This is a genomic window from Mesorhizobium sp. B3-1-7, from assembly GCF_006439385.1.
GTDB lineage: Bacteria > Pseudomonadota > Alphaproteobacteria > Rhizobiales > Rhizobiaceae > Mesorhizobium.
Genome location: NZ_VFTL01000010.1, coordinates 1 through 16,226 on the forward strand (window position 1 = coordinate 1; position 16,226 = coordinate 16,226).

13 protein-coding genes and 1 pseudogene are annotated in these 16,226 nt (G+C 64.3%); 6 read left to right on the forward strand and 8 right to left on the reverse strand.

Annotated elements, in window-relative coordinates; genetic code table 11:
- The 4 genes and pseudogenes from FJ417_RS10500 to FJ417_RS10515 form a co-directional block, all read right to left on the reverse strand.
- Nucleotides 1–3,054 (reverse strand): annotated as a pseudogene (locus FJ417_RS10500) (hypothetical protein); the annotation flags it as partial.
- Entirely contained in the window at nucleotides 3,051–3,506 is a 456-nt protein-coding gene (locus tag FJ417_RS10505; RefSeq protein WP_140783341.1) for a hypothetical protein, read from the reverse strand. The pseudogene FJ417_RS10500 and the gene FJ417_RS10505, both read right to left, overlap by 4 nt.
- 192 nt (nucleotides 3,507–3,698) lie before the next feature.
- Complete coding sequence (locus tag FJ417_RS10510) at nucleotides 3,699–4,118, reverse strand: AraC family transcriptional regulator (RefSeq protein WP_226891934.1); 420 nt, start codon at nucleotides 4,116–4,118, stop codon at nucleotides 3,699–3,701.
- Nucleotides 4,119–4,514: 396 nt separating this feature from the next.
- Nucleotides 4,515–6,035, reverse strand: a complete 1,521-nt coding sequence (locus FJ417_RS10515; RefSeq protein ID WP_140783342.1) for a helicase HerA-like C-terminal domain-containing protein — start codon at nucleotides 6,033–6,035, stop codon at nucleotides 4,515–4,517.
- A 232-nt stretch (nucleotides 6,036–6,267) separates the two neighbouring features.
- Here FJ417_RS10515 and FJ417_RS10520 point away from each other — a divergent pair, with 232 nt between their 5' ends.
- The 3 genes from FJ417_RS10520 to FJ417_RS10530 all read left to right on the forward strand — a co-directional run bounded on the left by FJ417_RS10520 (nucleotide 6,268) and on the right by FJ417_RS10530 (nucleotide 10,123).
- On the forward strand, nucleotides 6,268–7,710 hold the full coding sequence (locus tag FJ417_RS10520) for a methylmalonyl-CoA mutase subunit beta (RefSeq protein ID WP_140783343.1): 1,443 nt from the start codon (nucleotides 6,268–6,270) through the stop codon (nucleotides 7,708–7,710).
- Nucleotides 7,707–9,830, forward strand: a complete 2,124-nt coding sequence (scpA, locus tag FJ417_RS10525) for a methylmalonyl-CoA mutase (protein WP_140783344.1) — start codon at nucleotides 7,707–7,709, stop codon at nucleotides 9,828–9,830. Before FJ417_RS10520 ends, scpA begins: the two co-directional genes overlap by 4 nt.
- A 62-nt stretch (nucleotides 9,831–9,892) precedes the next feature.
- The gene (locus FJ417_RS10530; protein WP_140783345.1) at nucleotides 9,893–10,123 is read left to right on the forward strand and encodes an AbrB/MazE/SpoVT family DNA-binding domain-containing protein; all 231 of its coding nucleotides are present in this window, start codon (nucleotides 9,893–9,895) and stop codon (nucleotides 10,121–10,123) included.
- A gap of 10 nt (nucleotides 10,124–10,133) precedes the next feature.
- Here FJ417_RS10530 and greA read toward each other — a convergent pair whose 3' ends face one another.
- Nucleotides 10,134–10,616 carry a transcription elongation factor GreA gene (greA, locus tag FJ417_RS10535; protein ID WP_140643462.1) on the reverse strand — a complete coding sequence of 161 codons (483 nt, stop codon included), beginning with the start codon at nucleotides 10,614–10,616 and terminating at the stop codon, nucleotides 10,134–10,136.
- 104 nt (nucleotides 10,617–10,720) lie between these two features.
- Here greA and FJ417_RS10540 point away from each other — a divergent pair, with 104 nt between their 5' ends.
- Nucleotides 10,721–12,097, forward strand: a complete 1,377-nt coding sequence (locus tag FJ417_RS10540) for a TIGR03808 family TAT-translocated repetitive protein (protein ID WP_140783346.1) — start codon at nucleotides 10,721–10,723, stop codon at nucleotides 12,095–12,097.
- Here FJ417_RS10540 and FJ417_RS10545 read toward each other — a convergent pair.
- Complete coding sequence (locus FJ417_RS10545; RefSeq protein WP_140783445.1) at nucleotides 12,094–12,906, reverse strand: methyltransferase domain-containing protein; 813 nt, start codon at nucleotides 12,904–12,906, stop codon at nucleotides 12,094–12,096. The genes FJ417_RS10540 and FJ417_RS10545 overlap by 4 nt on opposite strands.
- Before the next feature lie 183 nt (nucleotides 12,907–13,089).
- Here FJ417_RS10545 and FJ417_RS10550 point away from each other — a divergent pair, with 183 nt between their 5' ends.
- A complete protein-coding gene (locus FJ417_RS10550) occupies nucleotides 13,090–13,371 on the forward strand; it encodes a DUF1778 domain-containing protein (protein WP_140783347.1) in 282 nt (93 codons plus the stop codon).
- A complete protein-coding gene (locus FJ417_RS10555) occupies nucleotides 13,371–13,850 on the forward strand; it encodes a GNAT family N-acetyltransferase (RefSeq protein WP_140783348.1) in 480 nt (159 codons plus the stop codon). Before FJ417_RS10550 ends, FJ417_RS10555 begins: the two co-directional genes overlap by 1 nt.
- Here FJ417_RS10555 and FJ417_RS10560 read toward each other — a convergent pair.
- Both FJ417_RS10560 and FJ417_RS10565 read right to left on the reverse strand, forming a co-directional pair.
- Nucleotides 13,843–14,847 carry an asparaginase gene (locus FJ417_RS10560; protein WP_140783349.1) on the reverse strand — a complete coding sequence of 335 codons (1,005 nt, stop codon included), beginning with the start codon at nucleotides 14,845–14,847 and terminating at the stop codon, nucleotides 13,843–13,845. The two genes, FJ417_RS10555 and FJ417_RS10560, sit on opposite strands and share 8 nt — an antisense overlap.
- Nucleotides 14,848–14,899: 52 nt before the next feature.
- Nucleotides 14,900–16,066: an acetyl-CoA acetyltransferase gene (locus FJ417_RS10565; RefSeq protein WP_140783350.1), complete on the reverse strand. Its 1,167-nt coding sequence runs from the start codon at nucleotides 16,064–16,066 to the stop codon at nucleotides 14,900–14,902.
- Nucleotides 16,067–16,226 lie beyond the last annotated feature (160 nt).

Sequence of the window (16,226 nt, forward strand, 5' to 3'; positions counted from 1 at the left end):
CGTGTAGGCAGTCGAGGTGTCGCCGGCAAAATTGTTGATGGTGTTGCCGAGCGTGGTGATGTCGGCAGTGTTGGCGGCGATGTCGGCGGTGTTGGCCGCGATATCGGTCGTGTTCTGCGTCACCTGCTGGTTGGTCGCGAACAGCTGCGAGCCGTTGACCGCGTCGGTCGAGGAGTTGCTCAACCGCCCGGCCGCGACGTTCTGGATCTGGCGCTCCGCGCCCACCGAACCGACCGAGAATGCGCCGGCCGGCGTTCCGCCAGCGAAGGTGTAGTTGACGCCGCCGATCGTCGTGCCTCCGACATTGGTCGTAGCGCCCGATACCGAATTCAAGCCGATAGCCACGTCGCCGGCGTTGTTCGCGATGGCATTCGGGCCAATCGCGACGGAGTCCGTCCCCAGCGCCTGAGAATCGGCGAGCGTCGAATTGGCGTGGAAATACTTGATGCCGGCACCGGTGTTGATGTTGGTGATCGTGTTGCCGAGATTGGTGATGTCGGCGGTGTTGGCCGCGATATCAGTTGTGTTCTGCGTCACCTGTTGGTTTGTCGCGAACAGCTGCGAGCCGTTGACCGCGTCGGTCGAGGAGTTGCTCAACCGCCCGGCCGCAACGTTCTGGATCTGGCGTTCAGCACCAACCGAGCCGACCGAGAACGCGCCGGCCGGCGTTCCGCCGGCGAAGGTATAGTTCACACCGCCGATCGTCGTGCCGCCGACCACGGTCGTGGTGCCGGATACGGAGTTCAGGCCGATTGCCACGTCGCCCGCATTGTTGGCGACGGCATTCGGGCCGATCGCGACCGAATCCGTCCCCAGAGCCTGGGAATCGGGCAGCGTCGAATTGGCGTGGAAATATTTGATGCCGGCGCCGGTGTTGATGTCGGTGATCGTATTTCCGATGTTGGCGATATCGGTCGTGTTCTGCGTCACCTGCTGATTGGTCGCGAAAAGCTGCGACCCGTTGATCGCGTCGGTCGAGGCGTTGCTGAGCCGGCCCGCCGCGAGATTGGTGAGGGTCCGCTCCGCGCCCGGAGCGCCGATGCTGACGGTCGATGTCGGAGCCGTTCCGGCGAAACTGTAGGCCGTCCCGCCGATCGTCGTGCCGCTCGTGCCGACCGCCGCGACGGTCACCGAGCCGGAGCCCAGGGCGACATCGCCGGACTTCGCCGCCGCGGTCGCGCCGTCGCCCAGGGCGATATTGCCGGCGAGGCCGGCGGCGCCCGCGGTAGAGCCGTTGCCCAGCGCCACGGAGCCTTGCCCGATCGCCTTGTTGTTGTTGCCGATCGCCACTGCGCCGGCGGCCTGGTTGGCGGCGGTGGCGCTCGCCGTGCCGTCGCTGTTGGCGATGTTGTTGGCACCGCCGGTGAAGGCGCCGGTGCCGCTGGCATAGCTCGGATCGCCGATCGAGACCGCGCCGTCGCCAAAGGCGGTGTTGCCAGAGCCGATCGAGACCGCTTTGCCACCGGTTGCGACCGCATTGGTGCCCATGGCAACCGCCTCGGCGGAATCGGCCTTGGCATTGTTGCCGACGGCGATGGCGCTCTGCGCCGACGCATTGGAACCGATGCCGAGTGCGGTGCTGGCTAGCCCGCCGGCGCTGGCGCTGACGCCGGCGGCAAGAGAGTTGTCTCCTGCCGCCTTGGATCCAGATCCGAATGAGGAGGAGTTTATGCCGCTGGCGACGGCCGTGTTGCCAACTGCCGTGCTGGCGGCGGCGCTCGCAGCGGAGCTGGTGCCTATGGCGATGGCCGATTGAGCGCTCGCAGTGGCTTGCCTGCCGACCGCCGTGCCGTCTACACCGCTCGCAGTGGCGCCCAATCCCAGGGCACTTGCGTTGGCGGCTATCGCCGCTGCGTTGTTGCCGATCGCGGTGGTGGAGACGTCCGTCGCCTGGGCTCCAGAACCAGCCGCGACCGAGCCGACGCCGCTCGACACGGCCGAATTGCCCAGAGCCAGCGCGAACTGACCCGAAGCCGTGGCAACGTTGCCGAACGCTGCCGAGTTTGACGCCGATGCATTTGCCTGGGGGCCAACGGCGATTGCATTGGTGCCGGCTGCCTGGGCCTGGAAGCCCACGGCTGCCGAACTGGCGCCGCCGGCCGAGGTGCCGATGCCGAGCGCGGTACTGCCGACTCCGCCTGCGTTGGCGCTGACGCCGGCAGCGAGAGAATTGTCTGCTACCGCTTTTGCCCCTTCCCCGAATGCAGAAGCGTTTATGCCGCTGGCAGCGGCCTCACGCCCGACGGCAGTGGAGTTGGCGCCGCTGGCGACAGATCCCCAGCCCGCGGCTGTCGCATAGTTGTTGCTGGCCGTGGAACTGGTGCCGAGGGCAGTGGAGTTCCCCCCAGAAGCAAGGGAGAAGGTGCCCAAGGCGTTTGCGCCAGCCCCAGTGGCATTGGCGGTTACACCGAGCGCGACCGAATTGACGCCGCTCGAGACAGTGCCTTGACCCAACGCGATCGCGCCGCCGGTACCCGTAGCTCGCGCATTCAGACCGATGGCGATCGCATATTGTGCCGACGACACGGACGAACGTCCCATGGCAATTGCGTCGGCCTGAGATGCCGTGACATCCGTGCCGATGCCGATGGCGCTCGTGGCAGTGGCACCCGTTCCCGCAGCAGTCCGCGAGCCGAGATAGATGGAGTTGATCTGCGAGGCGATCGACTGGAAGCCGATCGCGACGGCATTCTGGCTGCCCGCGCTGGCATTGGTACCCTCGGCGATGGAATCGGCTCCGTTTTGCACGGCTCCAGATCCAAACGCGATACCGCGCACACCGTTTGCCGTGCCGCCGCCGCCGAAAACCTGTGCCGATGCCGGCGTGGCGATGCCACCGAATGCAATTGCACCCAGCGCCGCCGCCAGAATCCTGCCACCGCCGAGCGTGCCAAGCCCCAGCCCCCTGCGCTGAATGCCAAGCACGCGATGCGCGTTGCGCAGCGCCGCCATCAGGCGGCGCCGGAGCGAGCGGCTGTCGCCGGCGCTGGAAATCCAATTGCCTGCAAATCGGGCCGATCCGCGCTGACTGATACGTTCCTGCCTGAAGTTCATTGCGAGAATGCCTCCTTTGGTGGGTCGCGCTCGATCACGGCAGGTTCCGCCGATCCTGCCGCCAAAGCGTGTCTGCTCGAAAATGGGATGACGATATCGGCGCTGCGCACCAGCAGCGCGTGGCCCTGTTTTTCCCCGATCGCCTCGACGCGATCGAGCGTGTTTTCAAGCCAGGCGTCACCCGCCTCGGGCACAGCCTGAAGCGCCGCCGCAACCCGCTCCGTTGGGATCAGCCGCTCGAGATAGGACCGCACCGCCGCCAGATGGACGGCAGGCGCGTCATGCGCGTGAACGACAGCCGTGAGGCCATAAAGATAATGGGCCAGCAGCATGTCCTGCTTGGCGAGGGGCACGCCATTTCCATAGCGCTTCTCAAGCGTCCGCGATGCCGACTCCAGCCAGTAACCGATCTCCTCGGAAAGGCTCCGGCGAATCGCCGTCTCGTCGCTCATGTCCCCTCGGCCAGCTTAGAATCCGAATACCGGATTTGCTGCAAAAAGACACGTTTTCAGGGGCTTCGTATTCCAATAAATTGCTGTTTATCTGAAAATATACCGCAGGTTTTCTGGAGGTTAACAGTAAATTACTTTAGCCGAATCTTTATAAGAGATCCGCTTAATTTCCATACTGCTAAATTAGTTTCCCTATCCGGACCGCGACCGAACATGCCTTGCCCGCACCTGCTGTGGGGTGGCGTCGCGATATTTCTTCATCGTGGTGGTGAGGTGGCTCTGGCTCGAGAAGCCGCTCAGATAGGCGATGTCCGTGATCGAGACGCGCCTGTCGGCCAGCAGCTTCTCGGCAAAGTCAAGGCGAAGGGTAAGAACATATTGATGCGGCGTCATGCCGAACGTCTTGGAGAAAGCACGGGCGAAGTGGTAGGGGGACAGCCCGCACACAGCCGCCATCTCGGCGAGCGAAAGCTTGCGCGAAAAGTTCTCGCTCAAGAATTGCTGCATGAGGCGAGTGTGGCCGAACGACAGCCCGCCTTTCGCGTTTAGCAGTGGCCGCCTTTCAGCAGGAATTTCCGAATACCAAGCTGGCAGATCGTCATCGCGCCGCAACTCGGACTCCTGATGCTCAGCCCTCCGCGGCCTTTGCCCAACCTTAGAGGGCGCTTTCGGTTCCCTTGCCACAATAATTCGTGATCGCACGTGCTGTCGGCGCTATCGAGTTTGCCCCCCGGCAACAGCACGTCAAAGGCCATGATTTGGCGCGTCCGGTATTTCATGAAATTGCGGTTCCGCCGGGAAAAATTCCCTTGCGGAAAGTTTCAGCTGCCACTGATGCGGCTCACCCGTCGACGGGTAAGATTTGATCGTCGGGAGGTAACGCGGATAGCCTTCCGGGGTGGCGCATTTCCGTGACGGGTTCGCCCGACGGCAAGCGGGTCCTCGCCTGACATCAAAGGTTGCGGGGCGTGATTCGCGTCGCGCTCCGCTCGGTGCCGCCTCTTCGCTTCAGCGGCCTCGCGCAAGGCTTCCCAAAATCCCGCGTACGATGGCGCGGCCGACGGAGGAGCCGACCGAGCGCACCACCGACTTGATGGCGGCTTCGGCCACGGTCTGGCGGCTGGAGGACCGCCGGTTGCCTGTTCCCAAAACATCGTCGAAACCGGGAATGGTCCAGCGCGAGCCGCCGCTGTTCCGCTGCTTTGCCGCCTCGGCGTCCTGCGCCTCCTTGGTCTTCTTCTGCAGGATTTCGAAAGCCGATTCGCGATCGACGGTCTCGTCGTACTGGCCGGCGACCGGGCTCTCGGCGATGATCTTGCGGCGCTCGTCGGGCGTGATCGGTCCAAGCCGGGATGACGGCGGCCGGATCAGCGTGCGCTGGACCATGGCCGGCACGCCCTTGTCCTCCAGCATCGAGACCAGCGCCTCGCCGGTGGCGAGCTGGGTGATGGCGGTGGCGCAATCGAAATCGGGGTTGGGCCGGAAGGTCTCGGCGGCCGTGCGCACCGCCTGCTGCTCGCGCGGCGTATAGGCGCGCAGCGCATGCTGGACGCGGTTGCCGAGCTGGGCCAGCACTTTTTCGGGAATATCCAGCGGGTTCTGGGTGACGAAATAGACGCCGACGCCCTTGGAGCGGATCAGCCGCACCACCTGCTCGACACGGTCGATCAGCACCTTCGGCGCGTCCTCGAACAAAAGATGCGCCTCGTCGAAGAAGAACACCAGCTTCGGCCGGTCGAGATCGCCGACCTCGGGCAGTTCCTCGAACAGTTCCGACATCAGCCACAGCAGGAAGGTGGCGTAGAGTCTTGGGTTCATCATCAGCTTGTCGGCGGCCAGAACGCTGATCGCGCCGCGGCCGTCGCGCGTCGTGCGCATGATGTCGGCGATGCGCAGCGCCGGCTCGCCGAAGAAGTTCGCGGCACCTTGGCTCTCCAGCACCAGCAGCGTGCGCTGGATGGCGCCGACGGAGGGTTTGGTGACATTGCCGTATCGGGCGCTGAGCTGGTCGGCGCGGTCGGCCATGTTGGCGAGCAGCGCCTGCAGGTCCTTGAGATCGAGCAGCAGCAGGCCTTCCTCGTCGGCGATGCGGAAGGCGATGTTCATGACGCCTTCCTGCGCCTCCGTGAGGTTCATGAGCCGCGACAAAAGCAGCGGCCCCATCTCGGAAATGGTGGCGCGGATCGGGTGGCCCTGCTCGCCGAACAGATCCCAGAAGATGACCGGGAATTCCTGGAACTGGTAGGGATCGAGCTTCACTTGCTCGGCGCGCTTGACCAGGAAATCCTTGGCCTCGCCCATCATGGATATGCCGGAAAGGTCGCCCTTGATGTCGGCGCAGAAGACAGGCACGCCGGCATTGGAAAAGCCCTCGGCCAGGATCTGCAGGCTGACCGTCTTGCCGGTGCCCGTGGCTCCGGTGACAAGGCCGTGGCGGTTGCCGTAGCGCAGCAGCAGCTCCTCCGCGCGCTGATAGGAATCGTCGGGCTTGCGGCTGGCGCCGATGAAGATGCTGGTCTCGTCAACCATATCCTGTCTCCGCAATCTGTTCCGCTCAAAGGCCTCATTCGGAGGTATAGTAACGCTCGTCACATGCGGCAATGCCCAGCATCGATTTTGGGGCGCAGCGAATTCGGCCTTTGGCGCTTGCGGATTCCGCGCATGTTTGGCAATCGATTGGCCGGATGACGCATTGTGATATCCGGTTCCTGACCTTAGATTGGCTGGACCCGGCTGATGCGGCCGAGAAGCGAGGAGAGCGATGGGCGCCGGCGCCTTGACCAGGGATGTCGACCTTCCGAACCCGGACGCCAAGCGTTGGCAGGCGCTGGCGGAAAAGGCGCTTGCCGGCGGTTCCTTCGAGGAAAAGCTCGTCTCCCGCACCGATGACGGCATCCGCATCGAGCCGCTCAGACAACGCTCGACGACCGCCGAGCCATTGCCGCGTACAAATCCGACCGCGCGCTGGATCGTCAGCCAGCGGGTCGACGACCCGGATATTGCCCGGGCCAGCGCGCAAGCCCTGGAAGACATCGCCCAAGGCGCCAGCGGCCTGTCGCTGGTCTTCGAGGGCGCGCCGAATGCCTTCGGCTATGGCCTGCCGCGCACCGCGGAAGCGTTGGAACGGGTGCTCGACGGCGTGCCGCTCAACCGCGTGCAGGTGCGCATCGACGCGCATCCCTGGAGCCGCGCCGTGGCCGACTGGCTGCTCGCTTTCCTGAGCCGCCGCCGCTCCGATCCGGCCAAGCTCAACCTTTCCTTCGGCATCGACCCGGCGGCGATCTTCGCCGGCACCGGGCGGCTGCGCACCTCGATCGAGGCGCTGCAGGAATCGATGCCGCAGTCGCTGGCGCATTTCTTCTCGATGGGCGTGCCGGGCGTGCTGCTCGAGGCCGACGGCCGTGTCTTCCACAATGCCGGCGCCACCGAGGCGCAGGAGCTCGGCACGATGATGGCTTCCGTGGTGTCCTATCTCAGGATGTTCGAGAAGGCGCGCCAGCCACTGGTCTATGCGGCGCCCTATATCGGCTTCGCGCTCAGCGTCGACCAGGACCAGTTCCTGTCGATGGCCAAGGTGCGGGCGTTGCGCACGCTCTGGGCGCGCATCCAGGAAGCCTGCTCGATCCCGGCCTCGACCGCCAGCATCCATGCCGAGACCTCCTATCGCATGATGACGATGGCCGACCCGGAAACCAATATTTTGCGCACGGCGATCGCGGCCTTCGCGGCGGCAACCGGCGGCGCCGATTCGATCTCGATCCTGCCGCACACGATCGCGCATGGGCTGCCGGCCGGCTTTGCCCGCCGCGTTGCCCGCAACGCCCAACTGATCATGGCCGAGGAGAGCCATATCGGCCACGTCGTCGACCCGGCCAGCGGCTCGGGCGCGGTCGAAGCGCTGACCGACGATCTCTGCGCCGCGGCCTGGGAAGAATTCCAGCGCATCGAGGCCGAGGGCGGCGTGCTTGCCAGCCTGCAGCAGGGCTATATCCAAAATCGCGTTCAGACGGCCGCGGCCAAGCGCAACGGCGCCTACCGGTCGGGCGAACGCGGCATTGTCGGCACGACGCTTTACCGCGTCGGCGCGGAGCGCCCGGTCGAGACACTGCCGCAAGAGCGGCGTCCAGCGCTGACGGAGGGCGTCGCGACCTGCGAGCCGCTGTTTCCGGTGCGCATCGATCAGTCGATCGGAGCCGGGTCATGATCCCGGATTTCAGCCAGATCGGCTGGTCGGCGCCGCGTTGCGCGCCGGTCGAGCTCAAAGGCCAGCGGATGACGCCGGAAGGCATCGCCGTGAAGCATCTTTACGGCCAAGGCGACCTCAAGGGCCTGGCAAATCTTGATACTTATCCCGGCCTGCCGCCCTTCGTGCGCGGCCCCTACCCCACCATGTATGTCCAGCAGCCCTGGACGATCCGGCAGTATGCCGGGTTCTCGACGGCGGAGGAATCCAACGCCTTCTACCGGCGCAACCTCGCCGCCGGCCAGAAAGGCCTGTCGGTGGCCTTCGATCTCGCCACGCATCGTGGTTATGACAGCGACCATCCGCGCGTCGCCGGCGATGTCGGCATGGCGGGTGTGGCGATCGATTCCATCCTCGACATGCGCCAGCTCTTCGACGGCATTCCGCTCAACGAAATGACGGTGTCGATGACCATGAACGGCGCCGTGCTGCCGATTATGGCGCTGTACATCGTGGCGGCCGAGGAACAAGGCGTCGCGCAGAAGGATCTCGCCGGAACCATTCAGAACGACATTCTGAAGGAGTTCATGGTCCGCAACACCTACATCTATCCGCCGAACCCTTCGATGCGGATCGTGTCGGACATTTTTGCCTACACCTCCAGGCATATGCCGAAATTCAACTCGATCTCGATCTCCGGCTATCACATGCAGGAAGCCGGCGCGACCGCCGACCTCGAGCTTGCCTATACGATCGCCGACGGCATCGAGTATGCGCGCGCCGGCGTTGCGGGCGGCCTCGACATCGACCGTTTCGCGCCGCGCCTTTCCTTCTTCTGGGCGATCGGCATGAACTTCTTCATGGAGGTCGCCAAGCTCAGGGCCGCGCGGCTGCTGTGGTCGAGCCTGATGAAGAAGAATTTTGCGCCGAAGGACGAGCGTTCGCTGTCGTTGCGCACCCATTGCCAGACCTCGGGCTGGTCGCTGACGGCGCAGGATCCTTACAACAACATCACCCGCACCATGATCGAGGCGATGGCGGCGACGCAGGGGCATACCCAATCACTGCACACCAATTCCTTCGACGAGGCGATGGCGCTGCCGACCGATCATTCGGCGCGGATCGCCCGCAACACGCAGCTCATCCTGCAGAAGGAATCCGGCACCACGCGCGTGATCGATCCATGGGGCGGCTCGGCCTATGTCGAGCGGCTGACGCATGATCTGGCGGCGCGCGCGCTGGCCCATATCGAGGAGGTCGAAAGCCTCGGCGGCATGGCGGCGGCGATCGAGCAAGGCATTCCCAAGCTGCGCATCGAAGAAGCGGCCGCCCGCACCCAGGCGCGCATCGATTCCGGCGAGCAAATTCTGGTCGGCGTCAACGCACACCGGCCCCAGACCGACATCGAAGTCGATGTGCTGAAGATCGACAATGCCGAGGTGAAAGCCAGGCAATTGGCGAAGCTGCAGCGGCTCAAAGGCACACGCGACGTCGCGGCGCTGGAGGATGCGCTGGCGGCGCTGACCCGTGCCGCCGAGGGCGACGAGAATCTGCTTGAGTTCGCGATCCGCGCGGCGCGCGCCAACGCTACCGTCGGCGAGATTTCGCTGGCGCTGGAAAAAGTATTCGGCCGCCACACGGCGGCGGTGCAGACGATCTCCGGCGTCTATCGCGACGCGCTCGGCGACAATCCGGCGCTTGCGCGGCTGCAGGAGAAGATCGAGGCGTTCGAGAAGAAATCCGGCGGCAAGCCGCGCATCCTGGTCGCCAAGATGGGCCAGGACGGCCACGATCGCGGCCAAAAGGTGATCGCCAGCGCCTTCGCCGATCTGGGCTTCGACGTCACCGTCGGGCCGATGTTCCAGACGCCGGATGAGATCGCCAAGCTGGCGGCGCGGCACGATGTCGACATCATCGGCGCGTCGTCGCTCGCGGCCGGGCACCTGACGCTGATCCCCGAGCTCAAGGAAGCGCTGAGGAAGCTCGGCCATGCCGACATGCTGATCGTCGCCGGCGGCGTCATCCCGCCGCAGGATTATGACGCGGTGCTGGCGGCAGGCGCGGCGGAAATCTTCCCACCGGGGACCGTCATCCCGGAAGCGGCCAACCGGCTAATGGATCGATTGCTGGCCGATCAGTGAAGGCTTGCCGAATTGGCTGAAGGTTGTTCTATAACGACAGATACAACCAGGGCGGCGCGATCATGATCAAAACGACCATCTACGGACTTGAGGACGGATCAGGAGCCGTATTCTTGCCACGCGAAATGCTTGACAGTCTGAACCTCCAAGTCGGCGACCAGCTTCAGGTCATCGAAACCGACGACGGCTTCGTTCTAAGGCCAGTCCGCGACGACAATCACGAACGACAGATCAACGCCGCTCGCGATGTCATGGACAAATACGAAACCGCACTGCGGAAGCTGGCAAAGTAAAGGGCTGCGGTTAGTTCTCTGCCTTGTCCGAGAGCTTGACGATCTCCCATTCCTTGCCGTTGACCTTGACGACCTCGCCGACCTTCTTGCCGAACAGGGCCACGGCCATCGGCGAGACATGGGAAATGCTGCCCTTTGACGGGTCGGCTTCGTCTTCGCCGACGATGCGCCAATGCACCTTCCTGCCGTCGTCGCCTTCCAGTGTGACGCCCATTCCGAAGCGCACCACGTTGCTGCCGGGCTCCGGCACCGAAAGCTCGGCGTTCTCGCGCCGCGCGGTCCAATAGCGCAGGTCGCGGGAAACCACCGCGATGCGCTCGCGGTCGCCCTTCCTCTCCGCCTTGCCCAGTATGTCGCGCAGCTCGGCGAGGTTGTCCTCGATCATCGCAAGGCCGCGCTCCGTCACCAGATTGCGGTGCGTGCTGACCGGCCGTTCGCCGACGCCGGCGATGGCGTTCTCGCTGTCTTCTTCGCGCGTGAAAGCTCTGCTCATGCAATGAACTTAGGCTTGGCGAGGCGACTGCACAAGCGGTTTGCCGATGGGCCCGCCTTGGCACGATTCCTGCGACGAGGGGCGAAACGCCAGGACCTGTGCCGATGTTGAACAGACGAACGCTGCTTGCCCGGACCGCCGGCTTCGCCGTCGCCGGCGTCTTCGCCGGCAAAGCATTGGCGAAATCGCTGCCCGGTATCGAAATGGCCGCTATGCGCGGCTCGATCAACGCCACGGAGATCGGCGTGCAGCCCGGCGCGGTCGACGACCAGAGCAAGGTCTTCGCCAAGATGCTGGCCGAGGCCAGCGATCGCGACCAGCCGGTGTTCCTGCCGCCCGGCACCTATCTCGTCTCGAACCTCAAGCTGCCTGCCCGCGTGCGCCTGTCGGGCGTGCCCGGCGCGACGCGCATCGTCTATGGCGGCAACGGCCATCTGATGATGGCCGAACAGGCCGAGCATATCGAGTTCAGCGGGCTGGTGCTGGACGGCGCCAACCGCTGGCTGGCCGACTACACGCAGGGCCTGCTCGATTTGCGCCGCGTCGGCCATCTCGTCATCGACAATTGCCAGCTGACCGGCAGCGGCAAGAACGGGTTGGCGCTCGAGCATGCCGTCGGCCGCATCGGCCGCTCGGATATTTCTGGCGCCGCGGATGCCGGCATCTATTCGGTCGAGGCCGGGGGTCTGGAGATTTCGGGCAATAGCGTTTCGGACTGCGCCAATGGCGGTATCCTGGTGCATCGCTGGCAGGCGGCGGAGGACGGCACCATCGTCAGCGGCAACCGCGTCCAGCGGATCGGCGCGCGCAGCGGCGGCACCGGCCAGAACGGCAACGGCATCAATGCTTTCCGCGCCGGCAATGTGATCATCTCGGGCAATGTCGTCTCCGATTGCGCCTTCACTGCAGTCCGCGCCAACAGTTCCAGCAATCTGCAGATCACCGGCAACACCTGCTCGCGCTCGGGCGAGACCGGAATCTATTCGGAATTCTCCTTCGAAGGCGCGATCCTCAGCAACAATCTGGTCGACGGCGCCGCCAACGGTATCTCGATCGTCAATTTCAACGAAGGCGGGCGGATGGCGGTCTGCTCGAACAACATCGTGCGCAACCTCTCCACCACCGGTCCATACACCGCCGACCCGCCCGGCTTCGGTGTCGGCATCAGCGCCGAGGCCGATACCACGGTCTCCGGCAATGTCGTCGAGAACGCGCCGCTCTACGGCATGCAGCTCGGCTGGGGCCCCTATCTGCGCAATGTGGTGGCAAGTGGAAACATCATCCGCCAGGCCGGCACCGGCATCGTCGTTTCCGTCGTCGAAGGTTCCGGCAGCGCCGTCATCTCGGACAATGTCATCGACGGCGCGCAGAACGGCGCCATCATCGGCCAGCGCTGGGCCGATCCGGTGACCGGCGATCTATCCCAGTCAACCGACACCGGCTACGCGCATCTCACGGTCGAGCGCAACAAGGTGAGCTAGGCCGCGGCGATGATAATGTGTGCCTGGATTTTTGCGACAACCTCGCCGCTGCCATGTCTGTGGGCGATCGCGGATTCGGCGTAGTCGGTCGCGGATGCCAACCGTCCTGCCTCCCTCGCTTCGATCTCGTTGCGAAGCAGGGTTCCTTGACAATAGGCGACGGCGGGAACGCGCGCCGAGGATGCGCGGCTCTGCTCGGCCCTCGTGTCGATCGCCACATCGGAGAAGCCGGCGGTCTCCAGATCGCTGCGGATCAGCGCCTTGTCGTGGTAACCATGCGGCGTGCGCGCCAGGAAACGCGGCGGATCGTGCGGAAAAATCCTCGCCAGAGCATTCGTCACGTCGTCCGCGAATACATTCTCCTCGATGCGATCCCAGACGCTGAAGAGGAAATGCCCGCCCGGCTTCAGAACCCGCTTCGCCTCACGATAGGCGGCGGCGCGGTCGGGAAAGAACATCGCGCCAAACTGACAACAGACGAGGTCGAAAGCAGCGTCGTCGAAAGGCAGCTTCAGGGCATCCGCCTGGCGCCATGTGATGCGGCTGTCGGGCCCCTGGCGCGAAGCGGCGTAGTCGAGCATCGGCTGGTTGAGGTCTGTTACGGTGTAGCTGGCGCCCGGAGAAAGCTGTGGCGCCAGCGCGCGGGTGATGGCCCCGGTTCCCGCGGCGGTCTCCAAAACGGCCAACGGTGAGAAGGACACGGCCCGTCGTGCGGTCTCGGCGGCATAGGCCTCGAAAATCAGCGGCACCATATGGCGATCGTAGTTTTCCGGGATCGAGCCGGCAAACACCTTGTCCGCTTCGAGCATGCTCATCACCCAGCGCCCGTTCAATGGTGGAGGGAGACTAGCAAAAAACGAACTTGCTGTTCCGTTTTGTCGTAGACCAGCGTTTTTCCGGCTCGTCAGCGACCTAAATCCGGGTAACCCATAAATTTAGATACACATTGTGTATGCAAATTGCTATATCGGTAAAGGTAAGGATCCATCGCCATGGCCACCAAAGACCACAACACCCACGCCAAGCCCGTCAATCTGCGCATCCGCGAGGATGTCCGTATCTTGATCGACCGTGCCGCGAAGATCCGCGGAAAGACCCGCTCCGACTTCATGATCGACGCCGCTTACCGCGCCGCAGAAGACACGCTGCTCGACCAGACGCTCGTCAAGGTCGATGCCGAGAGCTATCAGCATTATCTCGATATCCTCGACCAGCCACCGAGCGGCGAGGGATTTGCGCGCCTGATGAATGCGCCCAAGCCCTGGCGGGACTGATGCTTTCGGCACCGGTCCTTCTTGCCGATAGTCACGAACTCGACTTCTTTCAAAGCAGAACCGACAGCCTGGATCAATGGCTCCGACGGCGGGCGCGTGCCAATCAAGTCAGCGGTGCGTCCAGAACCTATGTGATTGCAGAAGGCACGCGCGTCGTCGGTTACTATTGCCTTTCATCAGGCGGACTTGACCTTGTGGATGCGCCCGGTTCGATCCGGCGCAATATGCCCGATCCCGTGCCTATGGCTGTGCTCGGCCGTTTGGCTGTCGATGCAAGTTGGCAGGGAAAAGGCCTGGGTGTCGCTCTGCTGCAGGACGCGGTATTGCGGACCGGTCAAGCGGCAGCCATTCTCGGCATTCGCGGTCTCTTGGTTCATGCCATATCGGATGAAGCCAAGGCGTTTTATGAGCAGTATGGCTTCCGGGCTTCGCCAAAAAATCCGATGACTTTGGTGCTGTCGCTGAGGACGGCTAGTTGAGCGCCGCCGTCGGCCGCAGCATGCCGACCTTGGCGCCGATACGGCTTTCGACCGGAGGATGGGCGAGCTCGGTGAGCCTTGCCGCAGCCGCTTCATCGCCGCGCAGCAGCTTCGCCAGCACCGCGGCGATCATCGCCTCCGCCCCCCTGCCCGCGCCGTCATCGCATTTCAAGGCGATACCGAGGCCAAGTTCGGGCAGTGCCGCGCAATAAACGCCTTCGGCGCCGGTCTTGACGAAGATGCGGCCCGCTGCTGCCTGCATCAGTGCGACATCGGCCTTGCCGGTGCCGGCGACGAGGAACGGCTCGGCCATGCAAGCCGAGATCAGCCGCTTCGCCGCCTTGGCGCGTTCGGGCGAAAAGCCCCTGCCCGTCGCCATGCGGGCAAAGCCCAGCGCAAAACTCTTCAACGGTACGGCGTAGGTCGGGATCGAGCAGCCGTCGGTGCCGCAATGGTCGACGTCATGCGCCGCGCCCGTCACGGATTGCATGGCGTCGCGCACCATCTCCTGCAGCGCATGGCCGGCCTTGACGTAGCCGCCATGCGCAATGCCGGAATGGACGCAGGTGCAGAGGAAGCCGGAATGCTTGCCGGAGCAATTGTTGTGCAAAGCGTTGGGCACGCCGCCGGCGCGGGCGAGCGCGATGGTGGCGTCGTGGCTCGAGGGCCAATGCGCGCCGCATTCCAGCGCCGTCCTGTCGAGCCCGGCCCTGGCGAGCATCGCCGTTGCCAGCCCGACATGGGCCGGCTCGCCCGAATGCGAGGCGCAGGCCAGCGCCAGTTCGCGGTCGCCGAAGCCATAGGCGTCGGTAGCGCCCGATTCGACCAGCGGCAATGCCTGGATCGCCTTTACCGCGGAGCGCGGGAACACCGGACGGTCCGTGTCGCCGATCTCCCAGACGGCCTTGCCGTCGGCGTCGAAGATCGAAACCACGCCGCGATGCCTGCTTTCGACCACCGCGCCGCGCGTGACTTCGACCAGAACCGGATTTGTCATTTTGCCTCCCGCACGCGCACCCAGGGGTGCGCCGCTTCAATGCGGGCCGCTTCTAGCGAATCCTGTCGAGAATGGAAACGTAGTTGGCGACCGCCGCGCCGCCCATGTTGAAGATGCCGCCGAGCTTGGCGCCCGGCACCTGGATGCCCCCGGCCTCGCCCATCAGTTGCATGGCGGTCAGCACATGCATCGACACACCGGTGGCGCCGATCGGATGGCCCTTGGCTTTCAGGCCACCGGACGGATTGACCGGAAGGCGGCCGTCCTTCGCCGTCGAGCCGTCCAGCGCCAGTCTGGCGCCCTCGCCTGGCTTTGCCAGGCCCATCGCCTCGTATTCGATCAATTCGGCGATGGTGAAGCAGTCATGCGTCTCGACGAAGGAGAGGTCGTCGAGCGTGACGCCGGCCTTTTTCAGTGCCTGCTCCCAGGCACGCTCGCAGCCCTCGAAGGAGAGAATGTCGCGCTTGGACATCGGCAGGAAGTCCTGGACATGCTCGTTGGCGCGGAAAGTCACGGCGCGGCGCATCTTCAACGCCGTCGCGGTGTCGGTGAGCACAAGTGCGGCCGCGCCGTCCGAAACCAGCGAGCAATCGGTACGCTTCAGCGGACCGGCGACGAACGGGTTCTTCTCGCTTTCCTGGCGGCAGAACTCATAGCCGAAATCCTTGCGCATCTGGGCGTAAGGGTTTTCGACGCCGTTTTTGTGGTTCTTGGCGGCGATCATGGCCAGCGCATCCGACTGATCGCCGTAGCGCTGGAAATAGGCCTGCGCGATCTTGCCGAAGACGCCGGCGAAGCCGGCAGGCGTCTCGCCGTCTTCAGGCAGATAGGATGCCTTGAGCAGGTTCTTGCCTATCTCGGGACCGGGCGTGGTCGTCATCTGCTCGGCGCCGACCACCAGCACGATGCGGGCGGCGTTCGCGTCGATGGCGCGGATGCCTTGCCGGACGGCGGCCGAGCCTGTGGCGCAGGCGTTCTCGACGCGTGTCGCCGGCTTGAAGCGCAGGCGGTCATCGGCCTGCAGCACGAGGCTTGCGGTAAAATCCTGCGGCGAGAAGCCGGCGTTGAAGTGGCCAAGGACGATCTCGTCGACATCGTCCGGACCAATGCCGGCGTGGTCGAGGGCCTCGACGGCAACCTTGGTGATCAGGCCCTCCAGCGTCTCGCCTTCGAGCTTGCCGAAGCGCGAATGCGCCCAGCCGACGATGCATGCGGTCATGGCAACCTCCATTTGCGCCGCAACCTAGCACGATCGCGCGCGGCACGTGATTCAATATTGTTCAATAATGAACCGTTTTCCAGCCCCATGCCATGGTCCAGAACGACACGATCGGTTGATCCCAGCGCCAGTTTTTTATTGATTGATGCGTCAATAAAAA

What these genes read in the sequence shown, in the direction of transcription:
- FJ417_RS10530 (WP_140783345.1), top strand. Translation starts at nt 9,893, where the DNA reads ATGATCAAAACGACCATCTACGGACTTGAGGACGGATCAGGAGCCGTA.
- FJ417_RS10560 (WP_140783349.1), bottom strand. Translation starts at nt 14,847, where the DNA reads ATGACAAATCCGGTTCTGGTCGAAGTCACGCGCGGCGCGGTGGTCGAA.
- FJ417_RS10555 (WP_140783348.1), top strand. Translation starts at nt 13,371, where the DNA reads ATGCTTTCGGCACCGGTCCTTCTTGCCGATAGTCACGAACTCGACTTC.
- FJ417_RS10540 (WP_140783346.1), top strand. Translation starts at nt 10,721, where the DNA reads ATGTTGAACAGACGAACGCTGCTTGCCCGGACCGCCGGCTTCGCCGTC.
- FJ417_RS10505 (WP_140783341.1), bottom strand. Translation starts at nt 3,506, where the DNA reads ATGAGCGACGAGACGGCGATTCGCCGGAGCCTTTCCGAGGAGATCGGT.
- scpA (WP_140783344.1), top strand. Translation starts at nt 7,707, where the DNA reads ATGATCCCGGATTTCAGCCAGATCGGCTGGTCGGCGCCGCGTTGCGCG.
- FJ417_RS10550 (WP_140783347.1), top strand. Translation starts at nt 13,090, where the DNA reads ATGGCCACCAAAGACCACAACACCCACGCCAAGCCCGTCAATCTGCGC.
- FJ417_RS10515 (WP_140783342.1), bottom strand. Translation starts at nt 6,035, where the DNA reads ATGGTTGACGAGACCAGCATCTTCATCGGCGCCAGCCGCAAGCCCGAC.
- greA (WP_140643462.1), bottom strand. Translation starts at nt 10,616, where the DNA reads ATGAGCAGAGCTTTCACGCGCGAAGAAGACAGCGAGAACGCCATCGCC.
- FJ417_RS10565 (WP_140783350.1), bottom strand. Translation starts at nt 16,066, where the DNA reads ATGACCGCATGCATCGTCGGCTGGGCGCATTCGCGCTTCGGCAAGCTC.
- FJ417_RS10520 (WP_140783343.1), top strand. Translation starts at nt 6,268, where the DNA reads ATGGGCGCCGGCGCCTTGACCAGGGATGTCGACCTTCCGAACCCGGAC.
- FJ417_RS10545 (WP_140783445.1), bottom strand. Translation starts at nt 12,906, where the DNA reads ATGCTCGAAGCGGACAAGGTGTTTGCCGGCTCGATCCCGGAAAACTAC.